This is a genomic window from Streptomyces qinglanensis (assembly GCF_900111245.1).
In the GTDB taxonomy this organism is placed as follows: domain Bacteria; phylum Actinomycetota; class Actinomycetes; order Streptomycetales; family Streptomycetaceae; genus Streptomyces; species Streptomyces qinglanensis.
Genome location: NZ_FOGO01000008.1, coordinates 209,153 through 224,845 on the forward strand (window position 1 = coordinate 209,153; position 15,693 = coordinate 224,845).

Here is a 15,693-nt window from a genome sequence, read left to right on the forward strand (position 1 = left end):
TCGGCTGCGTCGGCTCGTGGTGCGTCGCGCCGGACATGAGGTGGCGCGGCGGGAAGGGCGTGTGTCGTGCGAGCGAGGGGGCCGGTCGGATGAACGAGCGAGCAGTGCGGGACGTGAGCGGGCACGGGCCCGCGGCGCCGCGCCTGAGCAGCACCCTCGACCCCGGTTCGGACGCCGCCGGGGAGAACCGCAGGGCCCACCGCGAGCTGGCCGGGCAGCTCCGGGAGAAGCTCGCACGCGCCCGGCTCGGCGGCGGTGCCCGGGCACGCGAACGGCACACGGCGCGGGGAAAGCTGCTGCCGCGGGAGCGCGTGGACGCGCTGCTGGACCCCGGCTCCCCCTTCCTGGAGATCGCACCGCTGGCGGCCGACGGGATGTACGACGACGCGGCGCCCGCCGCCGGGGTGATCGCGGGGATCGGCCGGGTCGCCGGCCGCGAGGTGGTCGTCGTCGCCAACGACGCCACGGTCAAGGGCGGCACCTACTACCCCATGACGGTCAAGAAGCACCTGCGTGCGCAGGAGATCGCCCTGGAGAACCGGCTGCCGTGCCTCTATCTGGTGGACTCCGGCGGCGCGTTCCTGCCGATGCAGGACGACGTCTTCCCCGACCGGGACCACTTCGGCCGGATCTTCTACAACCAGGCCCGGATGTCCGCCGCCGGTGTCCCGCAGATCGCCGCGGTCCTCGGCTCCTGCACCGCGGGAGGCGCCTACGTCCCCGCGATGAGCGACGAGGCGGTGATCGTGCGCGGGCAGGGCACGATCTTCCTCGGCGGGCCCCCGCTGGTGAAGGCGGCGACCGGTGAGGTCGTTACTGCCGAGGAACTGGGCGGCGGCGAGACGCACTCGCGGATCTCCGGAGTGACCGACCACCTGGCGGAGGACGACGCGCACGCGCTGCGCATCGTCCGGCACATCGTCGCCACCCTGCCCGCACCCGCCGACACCGCGGCCCTGCCCTGGAGCGTGCGCCCCGCCGAGGAGCCGGCCCTGGACCCGGCCGGGCTCTACGACGCCGTCCCCGCCGACTCCCGCACCCCCTACGACGTGCGCGAGGTCATCGCCCGCGTGGTGGACGGCTCGCGGTTCCAGGAGTTCAAGGCGGAGTACGGCACCACCCTGGTCACCGGCTTCGCCCACGTACACGGCCATCCGGTCGGTGTGGTCGCCAACAACGGCATCCTCTTCTCCGAATCGGCCCAGAAGGGCGCCCACTTCATCGAGCTGTGCGACCAGCGCGGCATCCCGCTGCTCTTCCTGCAGAACATCTCCGGCTTCATGGTCGGCAAGGACTACGAGGCGGGCGGCATCGCCAAGCACGGCGCCAAGATGGTCACCGCGGTGGCCTGCGCCCGGGTGCCGAAGCTGACGGTCGTGATCGGCGGCTCCTACGGCGCCGGCAACTACTCGATGTGCGGCCGGGCCTACAGCCCCCGCTTCCTGTGGATGTGGCCGAACGCCAAGATCTCCGTGATGGGCGGGGAGCAGGCGGCCTCGGTGCTGGCCACCGTCAAGCGGGACCAGATGGAGGCACGCGGCGAGGAGTGGAGCGCCGAGGAGGAAGAGGAGTTCCGCGCACCGGTCCGTGCGCAGTACGAATCCCAGGGCAACGCCTACTACGCCACGGCCCGGCTGTGGGACGACGGGGTGATCGACCCCCTGGAGACCCGTCAGGTGCTGGGGCTGGCCCTGACCGCCTGTGCCAACGCCCCGCTGCCCGGACGCGATCCCGAGGCGCCGCGCTTCGGCGTCTTCCGGATGTGAGGGGCCGGACGTGACACAGCCGAACGCGAAGGGGGCCGCGGACGCGGCCGGAAGCACGACCGGAGCGGAGCGCCCCGGGACCGGAAGCCACGGGGTCGTGAGGACGAGGAGAGGGCCGATGTTCGACACGGTGCTGGTCGCCAACCGCGGCGAGATCGCGGTGCGGGTGATCCGTACGCTGCGCAGGCTCGGCATCCGCTCCGTCGCGGTGCACAGCGACGCGGACGCCGACGCCCGCCATGTGCGCGAGGCCGACACCGCCGTGCGGATCGGCCCCGCGGCGGCGGTCCACAGCTATCTGAGCGCGGACCGGCTGCTGGAGGCGGCCCACCGCAGCGGTGCGCAGGCCGTCCATCCGGGGTACGGATTCCTCGCCGAGAACGCGGCGTTCGCCCAGCGCTGCACCGAGGCGGGCCTCGTCTTCATCGGCCCGCCCGCGGAGGCCATCGAGCTGATGGGCGACAAGATCCGCGCCAAGGAGACGGTGTCCGCGGCGGACGTGCCGGTGGTCCCCGGCTCCTCGGGCACCGGACTGACCGACACCGAACTGGCCGCCGCCGCCCGGCAGACGGGTCTGCCGGTGCTGCTCAAGCCCTCGGCGGGCGGCGGCGGCAAGGGCATGCGGCTGGTGCGGGACGAGGCGGCACTGCCCGACGAGATCGCCGCGGCGCGGCGCGAGGCCAAGGGCGCCTTCGGCGACGACGGACTGCTCGTGGAGCGGTGGGTCGACCGGCCGCGGCACATCGAGATCCAGGTGCTGGCGGACGGCCACGGCAATGTCCTGCACCTGGGAGAGCGCGAATGCTCGCTGCAGCGCCGCCACCAGAAGATCATCGAGGAGGCGCCCAGCCCGCTGCTCGACGCGGCGACCCGCGAGGCGATGGGGCAGGCAGCGGTGAACGCGGCCCGCTCGTGCGGCTACCGGGGCGCGGGCACGGTCGAGTTCATCGTGCCGGGCGACGGCTCCGGGTCCTACTACTTCATGGAGATGAACACCCGCCTCCAGGTGGAGCACCCGGTCACCGAACTGATCACCGGGCTCGACCTGGTGGAGTGGCAGGTGCGGGTGGCCGCCGGGGAGCCGCTGCCCTTCGGGCAGCAGGAGATCGCACTCGACGGGCACGCGGTGGAGGCCCGGATCTGCGCGGAGACGGCACGACGCACGCCCGGCGCCGAGGACGGGCATGTGGACTTCCTGCCCTCGGCCGGACGGGTGCTGCTGCTGGAGGAGCCGCAGGGCGAAGGGGTACGCACCGACTCCGGGCTCACCGAGGGCACCGAAGTGGGCACGACCTACGACCCGATGCTCTCCAAGGTCATCGCCTGGGGCCCCGACCGGGCCGCCGCGCTGCGCGGACTGCGCGCAGCGCTCGCCCGCACCACGGTGCTCGGAGTCGACACCAACACGGCGTTCCTGCGCGCCCTGCTCGGCCACCCGGAGGTCGCCTCCGGCGAGCTGGACACCGGCCTGGTGGATCGCGTGGCGGCCGAACTGCTGCCCGAGAGCGTGCCCGACGAGGTGTACGGCGCGGCAGCGCTGCTGCGGCAGGCGGCGCTCACTCCGGAGACCCGGACGGCGCAGACCCCGACCGGCCCGCCGCAGCCCGCGGCGGCCGCCCCCGCGACCGGCGGCTGGGTCAGCCCGTTCTCGGTACCGTCCGGGTGGCGGCTCGGCGGGCAGCGGGCCTGGACGGTGCACTCGCTGCGGGTACCGGGCCGCGACCCCGTGGCCGTCCGGGTCCGGCCCACCGCACCGGACGGCAGGCGCCCCGAGGAACTCCCGGCCCCGGGCGAGATGGAGGTCAGCGTCGACGGCGCCACCCCCGTGCGGGCGCGGCTGGCACCCGGCACCGAGACCGGCGGCCCGACCGTCCGGCTCGACTGGGACGGCATGAGCCGCACCCTCAGCCGCGTCCGCTGCGAGGACGGTGACACCCCGGGCGTGTGGCTGGGCAGGGACGGCGAAGCCTGGCAGGTGCGCGACCACGACCCGGTGGCGGACGCGCTGCGGCGGGCCGGTGGCGCACACGGCGCCGACGCGCTGACCGCGCCCATGCCGGGGACGGTCACGGTGGTCAAGGCGGCCGTCGGCGACGAGGTCGCCGCGGGCCAGAGCCTGCTGGTGGTGGAGGCCATGAAGATGGAGCACGTGATCACGGCACCGCACGCGGGTCGGGTGGCCGAACTGGAGGTCACGGCGGGCAGCACCGTGGCGATGGACCAGGTGCTCGCGGTCGTGGACCCGGCCGCCGGCGACGCGCCGGAGACCGGAGCGGAAGCGGCGACGGAGGCGACGGGATGACGGACACGACGAACTCCTCGGAACCCACAGCTCCGGGACGCCCCGCGGCTCCGGCCGCCGGCCCGGTGGAAGGAAACGGCACCCCGGGCGATCTGCCGATGGTCTTCCCCGTGGAGGGGCTGCCCACCCGGGTGCGGATCCACGAGGTGGGGCCGCGGGACGGGCTGCAGAACGAGTCGGCGATCGTCCCGGTCGAGGTGAAGGCGGAGTTCATCCGGCGGCTCGCCACGGCCGGGCTGAGCACCGTGGAAGCCACCAGCTTCGTGCACCCCAAGTGGGTCCCCCAGCTCGCCGACGCGGAGGAGCTGTATCCGCGCCTCGCGGACCTGGAGGGGGTGCGGCTGCCGGTACTGGTGCCCAACGCGCGCGGCCTGGAGCGCGCGTCGGCGCTGGGCGCGCGGGAGGTGGCGGTGTTCGCCAGCGCCACGGAGTCCTTCGCCAAGGCCAACCTGAACCGCACGGTGGACGGCGCGCTGGAGATGTTCGAGCCGGTGGTGGCGCGCGCCAAGAGCGCGGGCCTCCGCGTGCGCGGCTATCTGTCGATGTGCTTCGGCGACCCGTGGGAGGGCCCGGTCCCCGTCGACCAGGTGGTGCGAGTGTGCCGGGCGCTGGCCGGGATGGGCTGCGACGAGCTGAGCCTGGGCGACACCATCGGCGTGGCCACCCCCGGCCATGTCCACGCACTGCTCACCGCGCTCGGTACGGCGGGGCTGCCCGCTTCGGGCGCTCCCGCCGACTCCGCTCCGCCGGGCGGCCCCACCCTCGCCGTGCACTTCCACGACACCTACGGCCAGGCGCTCTCCAACACCCTCGCGGCACTCCAGCACGGCGTGGCCACGGTGGACGCCTCGGCCGGCGGGCTGGGCGGCTGCCCGTACGCCAAGAGCGCCACCGGCAACCTCGCCACCGAGGACCTGGTCTGGATGCTGCACGGCCTCGGTGTCGAGACGGGAGTCGATCTGGCCCGGCTCACCGCCACCAGCACCTGGATGGCGCAGCGGCTGGGCCGTCCCAGCCCCTCCCGAACGGTTCGCGCCCTCGCCGGCGCAGCCTCTTCCGTCGCCGCCCCCGCTTCCCCCTCTTCCGCGGAGTCCCGGAGCACCCCGGACTCCCCCGCCCCCAAGGAGCAGTGAGCATGGCACTCGACCACCGCCTCACCCCCGAGCACGAGGAACTGCGCCGCACCGTGGAGGAGTTCGCCCACGACGTGGTCGCCCCCAAGATCGGCGAGTTCTACGAGCGACACGAGTTCCCGTACGAGATCGTCCAGCAGATGGGCGCCATGGGCCTGTTCGGCCTGCCCTTCCCCGAGGAGTACGGCGGGATGGGCGGCGACTACCTCGCCCTCTGCCTCGCCCTGGAGGAGCTGGCCCGGGTGGACTCCTCGGTGGCCATCACGCTGGAGGCGGGGGTGTCGCTGGGCGCGATGCCCGTGTACCTCTTCGGCACCGAGGAGCAGAAGCAGGAGTGGCTGCCCCGGCTGTGCGCGGGCGAGATGCTGGGCGCCTTCGGACTGACCGAGCCGGAGTGCGGTTCCGACGCGGGCGGCACCCGCACCACCGCCGTCCTGGACGAGGAATCCGGGGAATGGGTGATCAACGGCAGCAAGTCCTTCATCACCAACTCCGGCACGGACATAACGGGCCTGGTCACGGTGACCGCGGTCACCGGACGCAAGGAGAACGGCGCGCCGCGCATCTCGACCATCATCGTCCCCTCCGGCACCCCGGGGTTCACGGTGGCGCCCGCCTACTCGAAGGTCGGCTGGAACGCGTCGGACACCCATGAGCTGTCCTTCACCGACGTGCGCGTGCCCCGCGCCAATCTGCTCGGCGAGCCGGGCCGCGGCTACGCCCAGTTCCTGCGGATCCTGGACGAGGGCCGGATCGCGATCTCCGCACTGGCCACCGGGCTCGCCCAGGGCTGTGTGGACGAGTCGGTCCGCTACGCCAACACCCGTACGGCGTTCGGCAAGCCCATCGGCGCCAACCAGGCCATCCAGTTCAAGATCGCGGACATGGAGATGCGGGCTCACACCTCGCGGGTGGCCTGGCGGGACGCGGCCGCGCGACTGCTGGCCGGCGAGCCGTTCAAGAAGGAGGCGGCGCTGGCCAAGCTGTACTCCTCCGAGAGCGCCGTCACCAACGCGCGTGAGGCCACCCAGGTCCACGGCGGCTACGGATTCATGAACGAGTACCCGGTGGCCCGCATGTGGCGGGACGCGAAGATCCTGGAGATCGGCGAGGGCACCAGCGAGGTGCAGCGCATGCTGGTGGCCCGCGAGTTGGGAGTCGGCGAGTGACCCCCGTACCCCGCGACTGAACAGAGCCCCGCCCCGGTCGGCCCCGCCCCTGAGGGGCGCGCCGATGAGGCTTGGACCGGGGCGGGGCTCCGGCCGTCATTCGCGGTGCCGGTTGCGGCGGTAGAGACAGCCGTCCACCTGCCCGGCGAATCGCGGGCGAGCGAGAAACCGTTCGAGGCGTCGTACGGAGCCATGGCACCGTGTTCGGCATGACGACGAACCGAAAGGCCCATGCCGCGTAGACGGCCAGGACACATCCGGACCGGCATCTCCCACCGCCACCGGACACCAGACGCAAACCCCGTCATCGACGGCCTGTCCTCGCGTGCAATGTCAGAGGTCTACCGTCTCGAGCGCACCCGGAATTATCTGCAGCCAGGCGACATCTTCGCAGCCGTGCGCTTGTGGAAGGACTACGTCCGTCGTCCCGAGCGTGAGCTGTGGCACGACTACGAGTGGGGCAACGTGTACTGGTGCTGCTGCGGCAATCCTCTTGAAGCGCGTGCTCTCCTCGACACGGTGACGCAGGCCATGTCGCCTCGCGCTGCCCGCGAACTCCGGCGGATCATCAGCAGGTTTGATGACGTATGGAACCAACCGTCACCGCCGTACGCCACGGACTGAGGGTGCAAGACACGCTGAGGAGAACCACTCTCCGCGGAGACCGCTCCCGCGACGGTCCCGCTCCCCGCAAGGGGAAGGCTCCCCGCTCGAAGCGGGCTCCGCAGGGTCCGCGGCGCCGGGCGGTGACGGCGCCGCGGACCCGGTACCGCCCGGGGTGCGGTCAGTGGGGCCAGGGCACCTGCGGTGAGCGGTAGTAGTTCACTCCCATCCGTTCCCAGCGGCTGCCCTGTCGGGCCAGTCGCTGCCGGTAGCCGTCCCAGTCGTGGGTGGCGGCGGGCGACCAGCCCAGTTCGGCCAGCCCTGGCAGGCGCGGGAAGGCCAGGTATTCGAGCTGTGCGCTGGTCTCGATCGTCTCCGACCACAGCGGCGCCTCGACTCCCAGGACGGCCTCCTCGGGCACCCCTTCCAGGTAGCGGGCCGGGTCCCAGTCGTAGGAGCGCTGCACGGGCACGTATCCGGCCCAGGAGAGTCCCAGCGGAGTGTTTTTGTCGTACTTCATGTCCAGGTAGGCCCGGTCCGCCGGGGAGAGCACGAGTTCGGTGCCCTGCCGCGCGGCCTCGGCGACCTGGCGGCGCTCCTCGGCTCCGGTCCGGTCGTAGCCCCAGTACTGGGCGACGGTGCCGGGAGCGGGTGCGGCGGTGATCTGGTGCCAGCCGACGGCCTGCTTGCCGTATGCGGCGACGAGGGGCTGTACGCGCCGCATGAAGGCGACGTAGTCCTCATGGCTGGTGGAGTGCGCCTCGTCGCCGCCGATGTGGAGGTAGGGGCCGGGGGTCAGGGCCGCCAGTTCGCGGAGCACGTCGTCGACGAAGTCGTAGGTCCGTTCCAGGGAGACGCACAGGGAGCTGAACCCGACTTCGGTGCCGGTGTAGCGGGGCGGCGCCGTGCCGTCGCAGTTGAGTTCGGCGTAGGAGGCCAGTGCCGCGTTGGTGTGTCCGGGCATGTCGATCTCGGGGACGACGGTCAGGTGCCGGGCCGCGGCGTAGCGCATGATCTCGCGGTAGTCGGCCTTGGTGTAGTACCCGCCGGGCCCGCCGCCGACCTCGGTGCCGCCGCCGTACTCGGCCAGCCGGGGCCAGGAGTCGATGGCGAGGCGCCAGCCCTGGTCGTCGGAGAGGTGCAGATGCAGGGTGTTGATCTTGTAGAGGGCGAGCTGGTCGATGTACCGCTTGACCGCCGGGACGGGAAAGAAGTGGCGGGAGACGTCCAGCATGGCGCCCCGGTAGGCGTAGCGCGGGGTGTCGGTGATGACGCCACCGGCGAGCTGCCAGGGGCCCGGCTGCTCGGTACGGGCTTCGACGGCGGCGGGGAGAAGCTGCCGGATGGTCTGCACTCCGTGGAAGAGCCCGGCGGCGTCGCGGGCGGTGAGTCGCGCGGCACGCGCGCCCACCTGGAGCCGGTAGCCCTCGCCGCCCAGCGTCCGGCCGCCGCCGAGCCGCAGCTTGATGCCGTCGCGTCCGGGGCGGCTGGTGATCGGCAGCCGGTAGCCGGTGGCGGGCCGCAGCAGTGCGGCGAGCTGCTCGGCCACCTCCCGCACCTCTCGCACCTCTCGCACCTCTCGCCCGGACCGCGCCTCTCGCACCTCCCGCCCGGACCGCGCCTCTCCCGCGGTGCCACTGGTGCCGCCGGCCGGGCCGCCCCGCTGCTGCCGGTTCCCGCGGCGGCCCGGTGCGCGGTCGGAGCCGGCACCGGGCTGCACGCGGATCACCGTCCGCGGGGTGATCGTGTAGGGCCTGCCCCGCTCCTGTACCGAGGCGGGTGCGGGTATCACCCGGTCGAGTGGTGTGGGCCGGGCTCTGGCACGCGTGGAGGCCGCGTCGGCTGCCCCGGGGGTGGCGGGCAGTGCGGTGGCGGCGAGCAGCGAGGCGCACAGGACCAGTAACGGTGTGAGTCGTCGTCCCATCAGCGATCTCTCCGGGATCCGCGGCGGGCCCGGGTGAACGGTCCTTCACCCGGGTGGCGCACTCTCAACGAAAGCCGTGTTCAGGACACTTCGTCATACTGACCGCCGCACGCGAAGCCGGGAAGAGAGCGGTACGTACCTTTTCTGGTCCGATTTCGCCACGCCGTGCCCGCTATCGGGCAGATTTCTTGCGATCGAGACGCGGAAACCGCAGTATCGACGGGTGCTCGACGCCCCGACACCGGTCCACGACGACCTCATCGACCACCTGGTCCGCACCACGCCGCTGCAGCGCGGCGAAGCGGTCCGGGTGGTGCTGGACGTCCTGTCGTACTTCGACGAGACGGCCGCCGAGTTCGTCCGCCGTCGGCACCGCGAGCTCCAGGCCAAGGGCCTGGCGAACCCGGAGATCTTCGAACGTATCGAGGCCGAGCTGCCGCACCGGGCCGTCGCGCCGCCCGAGCTGTCCCTCAGACAGCTCCGCCGCATCGTGTACGGCTGACCGCGGAGCAGCGCCGGCAGCTCATCCCCAACGGCACGACAGAGAGGCAGGGCATCAGCAGTATGTGCGGAATTGTCGGGTATATCGGTAAGCGTGACACCGCCCCGCTCCTGCTGGAGGGCCTCCAGCGACTGGAGTACCGCGGTTACGACTCGGCGGGCATCGCCATCCAGACCGGCACGGGCGGCAAGGCGGGCGGGCTGAAGACCGCCAAGACCAAGGGCCGGGTCCGGGACCTGGAGGAGCGCGTCCCCAAGCGGTTCACCGGCAGCGCCGGGATCGCCCACACCCGCTGGGCCACCCACGGCGTGCCCAACGACGTCAACGCCCACCCGCATCTGGACCCGGCCGAGAAGGTCGCCGTCGTCCACAACGGCATCATCGACAACGCCGCCGAACTGCGCGCCAAGCTGACGGCGGAGGGCGTCACCTTCGTCTCCGACACCGACACCGAGGTGCTGGCCCACCTCATCGCCGCGGCGCAGGCCGAGCGGCTGGAGGCGCGCGTCCAGGAGGCGCTGCGCCACGTCGAGGGCACCTACGGCATCGCCGTGCTGCACGCCGACTTCCCGGACCGCATCGTGGTGGCGCGCAACGGCTCGCCCGTGGTGCTGGGCATCGGCGAGAACGAGATGTTCGTCGCCTCGGACGTCGCCGCGCTGGTCTCCCACACCCGCCAGGTGGTCACGCTGGACGACGGCGAGATGGCCACCATCAAGGCCGGCGACTACCGCACCTACACCACCGAGGGCTCCCGCACCTCCTCCTCCCCGGAGACGGTGGAGTACGCCGCCGAGTCCTACGACCTGGGCGGCCACGACACCTACATGCACAAGGAGATCGCCGAGCAGGCGGACGCGGTGGACCGGGTGCTGGCCGGGCGCATCGACGACCGGTTCGCCACCGTGCACCTGGGCGGCCTGAACCTCGACCCGCGCGAGGCCCGTGCCGTGCGCCGGGTGAAGATCCTCGGCTGCGGCACCTCGTACCACGCCGGCCTCATCGGCGCCCAGATGATCGAGGAGCTCGCCCGCATCCCCGCCGACGCGGAGCCCGCCAGCGAGTTCCGGTACCGCAACGCGGTGGTGGACCCCGACACGCTCTACATCGCCGTCTCGCAGTCCGGGGAGACCTACGACGCGCTCGCCGCCGTCCAGGAGCTCAAGCGCAAGGGCGCCCGGGTGCTCGGGGTCATCAACGTCGTCGGCTCGGCCATCGCCCGGGAGGCCGACGGCGGGGTCTACGTGCATGCCGGGCCCGAAGTCTGCGTCGTGTCCACCAAGTGCTTCACCAACACGGTGGTCGCCTTCGGGCTCCTCGCGCTGCACCTGGGCCGCATCCGCGACCTGTCGGTCAAGGACGGCAAGCGCATCATCGAGGGGCTGCGCCGGCTGCCGGACCAGATCGCCGAGATCCTCAAGCAGGAGCCGGAGATCGAGAAGCTGGCGAAGCTGTACGCGGACGCCCGCTCCATGCTCTTCATCGGGCGGGTGCGCGGCTACCCCGTGGCCCTGGAGGCGTCCCTCAAACTGAAGGAGGTCTCCTACATCCACGCCGAGGCGTACCCGGCCTCCGAGCTCAAGCACGGGCCCCTGGCGCTGATCGAGCCCGCGATGCCGACGGTCGCGATCGTGCCCGAGGACGACCTGCTGGAGAAGAACCGGGCGGCGCTGGAGGAGATCAAGGCACGCAGCGGCCGCATCCTGGCCGTGGCCCACCAGGAGCAGGAGAAGGCCGACCACACCATCCTGGTGCCGAAGAACGAGGACGAGCTGGACCCGATCCTGATGGGTATTCCGCTGCAGTTGCTGGCCTACCACACGGCCCTCGCCCTGGGGCGGGACATCGACAAGCCCCGCAACCTGGCCAAGTCGGTCACCGTGGAGTAGGAGCGGCCCACCGCCCGCGCCGCCGGGTGCGGGCGCCCGGGTGGGCGGGATCCCGCGCGGGCCACCATCCGCGCGGGATCCCGCCTCCCCTGTGCCGGCGTCGCCCATTACGCCGGCGGGTGGGCCACCGGACGGGACCGTCACCTCCCACCCGGTGGCGCGCCCTCGGGTCTCGGCCACCCGTGTGCTGTCTGTATGCCCCTCACAAGCGCACAACCCACCTCTACGGGTGGGTAGATTTGTCGATGCCTTCTTTGCGGCACCGACCGCGCAGCTCACCGGTGGGCGCGCCGGGTGCGGGCGAATTCGGCTCCCCGGCAAGGGAATCGGCGGCCTGCGCTGCGGCGGGGGCGGCGCGCAACGACGGGAACGCTACGGCGCACACCCCCGGCGACCGGCAACCCGCAACCCGCAACGCCAGCCGCGGGCCGCGGGATCGGCGAGGAAAGCAGCGAGCCGCGCAGGCACCGCAACGCACCGGCACCGGCACCGGCACAGCAGCATCCCCCGGCGAACCGGAATGCGCCGCACCAGCGCGGACCCGGCGGGACGAGCAGCAGCCGCGCCCCCGGGACGCGGCCCGCAGTGCCGGGGCGCACAGCGGGACGGCGGGGCTCAGGGGACGACGATGACCGGACGCTGGGCCCGCCGCGCGAGGCGCCCCGCCACCGAGCCGAAGATCCGTCCCACGAGTCCGTGCGTCGAGCCGACGACGATGGCGTCGGCCGCGTACTCGCTGCCGACCTCCTCCAGCTCGTGGCAGATGTCGCCACCCCGCTCCACCAGGATCCAGGGCACCTCCGCCAGATGTTCGGCGCAGGCGAGTTCCAGCCCGAGCACTTCGGTGCGGTGGTCGGGGACGTCGACGAAGACGGGGGGTTCGCAACCCGCCCACACCGTGGTGGGCAGCCGGTTGGCGACATGGACGATGATCAGACCGGAGCCCGAGCGGTAGGCCATGCCGATGGCGTACGCCAGCGCGCGCTCGCTGGAGACCGAGCCGTCGAAACCGACGACGACGCCGTGCTGGAACGCCGGATCGCAGGAGTGGCGCGTCTCGTCCGCCGCTTCGGGGATCGCCGTGGAGTCGGCGACCTGCCTGCGGTCTGCTGGTTCAGGGATCTCGTGTCCTGCCATGAGTGTCTCGGCGAAGTGAGTCCTCTGTGCAGAGGGACGACGGACGGCTTGCGCTCTCTCGGATCTGCTCGGACGGATCTGCTGGGTGCTGCACGGCCTGCTCACGAAGACCGGGAATCGTCTTCCCAAGTCCCTTACCCAAAGGGTACGACCGCACTCCCCCCATGCCCAGGCAATGCGGAGCGGCTGCCCGGAGCAGTTGACCCCGGAGCATGCCTGAGCGCGGGCCGCAGCGCAATGCCGCGTTACGCCCCTTACGCGCCTCCTTGACCGAGGCGTAACAGGACCGCCGCCGGAAATGGCGCGGAACCGTCCGGCCCGCCACCCCGCGCACCCCGCGTGTCGCACTGGTCACGCGCCGTGGGAGCGCCCCCGCTGCGGCACGAGCGCGGCGGACGCGGCGCCAGGTGGCACACCGGAGGCATTCTGTCCCGATCATTGCGTTGGCGCGAGACCGTCCCTCGCGGCGCACAACGGCACACACCGGCACGCACAGAGCCACAAAAGGTCACGCACCGTCGCATGTTGCACACGCAGAGCGCACCTCATGCGCCCCACATACCTCATACATCCCTGGAGTCACGACGGCACGCCTTGCGTGTGACCGAATCGCACGTCTGATCCCCCTCGAATTTCAGCCAACTTGGCACAGCGTCAGAACCTGTGCCGCCCTTCCCGCCCGACCCCCTGCCACCAGGGAGGAAAGGAGCGTCAGGCGGGTGTGCACCCTACGTTGATGGGGCAGAGAGGGCATGCGTACTTCCCTGCAGCGCGGTTGAGTGAAACGCTTCGTGATCGAATGCTTCACGCCAAGTTGCCTTGTCGACATAGCGCCGGATGCCGAACTTGCACCGCCCACCTCATCCGACGCAGTAGATTCGATCTTGGCTTTCACTGCGGGGGAGAGCGGGGGAGATGTGTATGGACCGAGAGGAACACAACGATTGAGGGGGGCTTAGTTCCAATGAGCCAGGACTCCACGAACGGCCCAGTCGAGACCCGCAAGCTGGCCGCGCGCCGCCGGCGCGAGATCGTGGCGGTGTTGCTCTTCAGCGGTGGTCCCATCTTCGAGAGTTCCATCCCGCTCTCCGTCTTCGGAATCGACCGCCAAGACGCCGGAGTTCCGCGCTACAGGCTGCTTGTCTGCGCGGGTGAGGACGGACCACTGCGTACCACCGGCGGGCTCCAGTTGAGCGCGCCGTTCGGGCTGGAGGCGATCTCCCGTGCGGGCACCGTGGTCGTGCCCGCCTGGCGCTCCATCACCCAGCCGCCACCACCGGGGGCGCTGGAGGCACTGCGCAGGGCGCACGAGGAGGGGGCCCGCGTCATAGGTCTGTGCACCGGCGCCTTCGTCCTCGCCGCCGCCGGACTGCTGGACGGGCGGCCGGCCACCACCCACTGGATGTACGCACCCACACTGGCCAAGCGCTATCCGGCCGTCCACGTCGATCCGCGCGAACTGTTCGTGGACGACGGGGACATCCTCACCTCCGCCGGTACGGCCGCGGGCATAGACCTGTGCCTGCACGTCGTACGGAGCGACCACGGGGCCGAGGCGGCCGGGGCACTGGCCCGCCGGCTGGTCGTCCCGCCGCGCCGCGGCAACGGCCAGGAGACCGGCGGCCACCCCCGCCACCTGGACCGCTCCTTACCAGAGGAGATCGGCGCCGACCCGCTCGCCGAGGTCGTCGCCTGGGCGCTGGAGCACCTCCACGAGCAGTTCGACGTGGAGACGCTCGCCGCGCGCGCGTACATGAGCCGCCGCACGTTCGACCGGCGCTTCCGGTCACTCACTGGGAGCGCTCCACTGCAGTGGCTGATCACCCAGCGCGTGCTCCAGGCGCAGCGTCTGCTGGAGACGTCGGACTACTCCGTGGACGAGGTGGCGGGCCGCTGCGGCTTCCGCTCGCCCGTCGCGCTGCGCGGCCACTTCCGCCGCCAGCTCGGTGCCTCCCCCGCCGCCTACCGGGCCGCGTACCGCGCGCGCCGGCCGGACGGGGAGCAGGCGCACGAGGGTGCGGGGGCGCCGCCGGGCGCAGCGGGGAGCGCCGGGAACGGCGTTCCGGGCCCGGGGGGCCAGGGCGGCGAGAGCCCGCTGCGGCTGCCCCACCAGTCCCCGCCGGGGCAGGGGTACGGCCAGCCCGGCCATGCCGGACCGCACGGGCACCCGGGGTATCCGGGGTATCCGGGCGGCCACGAGCCGGGAGCTGCGGGGGGACCGCCGGGAGGCGGACCGTCGGCGTACGGCATCAGGCAGGAGACCCGACAGGAAGCGAGGGAGCACCGAAGCACTCCGCACAGCCGCCCGGAACAGGGCAAACCGGAATCGGACGCGTTCGCCCCGCGAGTTCCCGGCCAGCGCGGCCGGGGGACGAGCTGAGCGGGCCGGGTCACGTACTGTGAAGAGCATGAACGATCGCATGGTGTGGATCGACTGCGAGATGACCGGCCTCTCGCTGTCCGATGACGCGCTCATCGAGGTGGCCGCGCTGGTGACCGACTCGGAGCTGAACGTACTCGGCGACGGCGTGGACATCGTGATCCGCCCGCCCGCGCACGCCGTGGAGGCGATGCCGGAGGTGGTGCGCGAGATGCACACCGCCTCCGGCCTGCTGGAGGAGCTGGACGGCGGCACGACGCTGGCCGACGCCGAGGCCCGGGTCCTGGCCTATGTACGCGAGTGGGTGCCCGACGCCCGCCGGGCGCCGCTGTGCGGCAACTCCGTCAGCACCGACCGCGGCTTCCTCGCCCGCGACATGGCCGCGCTCGACAGCCACCTGCACTACCGCATCGTGGATGTCTCCTCGGTCAAGGAGCTGGCCCGCCGCTGGTACCCGCGCGCCTACTACAACAGCCCGGAGAAGAACGGCAACCACCGGGCACTGGCCGACATCCGCGAATCCATCGCGGAACTGCGGTACTACCGGGAGGCCGTCTTCGTGCCCCAGCCGGGACCCGACTCGGAGACGGCGAAGAAGATCGCGGCCCGGCACGTGCTGCCTCCGGCGGACTGACCGGAGGGCTTCCGGGCCCGGCAGCACCCCTGCCGGGCCCGGACCGGAAACCTGTGCGCGAGCACGGCGCCGGACCCTGTACACTCGTAGCGGCCGGTCAGGGAAGATCTTCTCTTCCGCACCGGACATGGTGGTCGTAGCTCAGTTGGTAGAGCACCTGGTTGTGGTCCAGGATGTCGCGGGTTCAAGTCCCGTCGATCACCCTTCTCTCGGAGGCCCTGTGGCCGGCGGAAACGCGGGCCACAGGGCCTCTT

The 15,693-nt window shown here is 72.0% G+C and carries 11 protein-coding genes and 1 tRNA gene; 10 read left to right on the plus strand and 2 right to left on the minus strand.

Translation table 11 applies throughout. The features are described from left to right. The first annotated feature begins 89 nt into the window (after window positions 1-89). The 5 genes from BMX65_RS18670 to BMX65_RS18690 all read left to right on the plus strand — a co-directional run bounded on the left by BMX65_RS18670 (window position 90) and on the right by BMX65_RS18690 (window position 6,994). Window positions 90-1,766 (plus strand): carboxyl transferase domain-containing protein, encoded by a 1,677-nt coding sequence (locus BMX65_RS18670; RefSeq protein WP_075001582.1) that lies wholly within the window; start codon window positions 90-92, stop codon window positions 1,764-1,766. A gap of 118 nt (window positions 1,767-1,884) precedes the next feature. After that, window positions 1,885-4,068, plus strand: coding sequence for an ATP-binding protein (locus tag BMX65_RS18675; protein WP_075001465.1), 2,184 nt, complete (start codon window positions 1,885-1,887; stop codon window positions 4,066-4,068). Window positions 4,069-4,166: 98 nt separating this feature from the next. Beyond that, a complete protein-coding gene (locus tag BMX65_RS18680; RefSeq protein WP_075001583.1) occupies window positions 4,167-5,201 on the plus strand; it encodes a hydroxymethylglutaryl-CoA lyase in 1,035 nt (344 codons plus the stop codon). A 2-nt stretch (window positions 5,202-5,203) separates the two neighbouring features. Further along, window positions 5,204-6,370, plus strand: a complete 1,167-nt coding sequence (locus BMX65_RS18685; RefSeq protein ID WP_075001466.1) for an acyl-CoA dehydrogenase family protein — start codon at window positions 5,204-5,206, stop codon at window positions 6,368-6,370. A gap of 330 nt (window positions 6,371-6,700) precedes the next feature. After that, a complete protein-coding gene (locus tag BMX65_RS18690) occupies window positions 6,701-6,994 on the plus strand; it encodes a hypothetical protein (RefSeq protein ID WP_239501829.1) in 294 nt (97 codons plus the stop codon). A 160-nt stretch (window positions 6,995-7,154) separates the two neighbouring features. Here the strand turns inward: BMX65_RS18690 and BMX65_RS18695 are convergent, their stop codons facing one another. Then, complete coding sequence (locus BMX65_RS18695) at window positions 7,155-8,897, minus strand: family 20 glycosylhydrolase (RefSeq protein ID WP_075001468.1); 1,743 nt, start codon at window positions 8,895-8,897, stop codon at window positions 7,155-7,157. A gap of 223 nt (window positions 8,898-9,120) precedes the next feature. On the opposite strand from BMX65_RS18695, the gene BMX65_RS18700 reads away from it, so the two are divergent. Together BMX65_RS18700 and glmS are read left to right on the plus strand one after the other, a co-directional pair. Further along, window positions 9,121-9,399: a hypothetical protein gene (locus BMX65_RS18700; protein ID WP_019357089.1), complete on the plus strand. Its 279-nt coding sequence runs from the start codon at window positions 9,121-9,123 to the stop codon at window positions 9,397-9,399. A gap of 62 nt (window positions 9,400-9,461) precedes the next feature. Then, window positions 9,462-11,288 (plus strand): glutamine--fructose-6-phosphate transaminase (isomerizing), encoded by a 1,827-nt coding sequence (gene glmS, locus BMX65_RS18705; protein WP_019357088.1) that lies wholly within the window; start codon window positions 9,462-9,464, stop codon window positions 11,286-11,288. Between the two features lie 615 nt (window positions 11,289-11,903). On the opposite strand, the gene BMX65_RS18710 is transcribed toward glmS, so the two are convergent. Continuing rightward, window positions 11,904-12,425 (minus strand): universal stress protein, encoded by a 522-nt coding sequence (locus BMX65_RS18710; RefSeq protein WP_075001469.1) that lies wholly within the window; start codon window positions 12,423-12,425, stop codon window positions 11,904-11,906. Window positions 12,426-13,389: 964 nt separating this feature from the next. Between BMX65_RS18710 and BMX65_RS18715 the strand changes: the two genes are divergently transcribed. From BMX65_RS18715 to BMX65_RS18725, 3 genes are all read left to right on the plus strand, one after another. Then, window positions 13,390-14,805, plus strand: coding sequence for a helix-turn-helix domain-containing protein (locus BMX65_RS18715; protein WP_075001470.1), 1,416 nt, complete (start codon window positions 13,390-13,392; stop codon window positions 14,803-14,805). 28 nt (window positions 14,806-14,833) lie between these two features. After that, window positions 14,834-15,439 carry an oligoribonuclease gene (orn, locus tag BMX65_RS18720; protein WP_075001471.1) on the plus strand — a complete coding sequence of 202 codons (606 nt, stop codon included), beginning with the start codon at window positions 14,834-14,836 and terminating at the stop codon, window positions 15,437-15,439. Window positions 15,440-15,569: 130 nt separating this feature from the next. Then, window positions 15,570-15,642, plus strand: a tRNA-His gene (locus BMX65_RS18725). Window positions 15,643-15,693 lie beyond the last annotated feature (51 nt).

Excerpts from the sequence above, each read along its gene's own strand:
- BMX65_RS18670 (WP_075001582.1), top strand. The coding sequence starts at position 90 with ATGAACGAGCGAGCAGTGCGGGACGTGAGCGGGCACGGGCCCGCGGCG.
- BMX65_RS18675 (WP_075001465.1), top strand. The coding sequence starts at position 1,885 with ATGTTCGACACGGTGCTGGTCGCCAACCGCGGCGAGATCGCGGTGCGG.
- BMX65_RS18680 (WP_075001583.1), top strand. The coding sequence starts at position 4,167 with ATGGTCTTCCCCGTGGAGGGGCTGCCCACCCGGGTGCGGATCCACGAG.
- BMX65_RS18685 (WP_075001466.1), top strand. The coding sequence starts at position 5,204 with ATGGCACTCGACCACCGCCTCACCCCCGAGCACGAGGAACTGCGCCGC.
- BMX65_RS18690 (WP_239501829.1), top strand. The coding sequence starts at position 6,701 with ATGTCAGAGGTCTACCGTCTCGAGCGCACCCGGAATTATCTGCAGCCA.
- BMX65_RS18695 (WP_075001468.1), bottom strand. The coding sequence starts at position 8,897 with ATGGGACGACGACTCACACCGTTACTGGTCCTGTGCGCCTCGCTGCTC.
- glmS (WP_019357088.1), top strand. The coding sequence starts at position 9,462 with ATGTGCGGAATTGTCGGGTATATCGGTAAGCGTGACACCGCCCCGCTC.
- BMX65_RS18710 (WP_075001469.1), bottom strand. The coding sequence starts at position 12,425 with ATGGCAGGACACGAGATCCCTGAACCAGCAGACCGCAGGCAGGTCGCC.
- BMX65_RS18715 (WP_075001470.1), top strand. The coding sequence starts at position 13,390 with ATGAGCCAGGACTCCACGAACGGCCCAGTCGAGACCCGCAAGCTGGCC.
- orn (WP_075001471.1), top strand. The coding sequence starts at position 14,834 with ATGAACGATCGCATGGTGTGGATCGACTGCGAGATGACCGGCCTCTCG.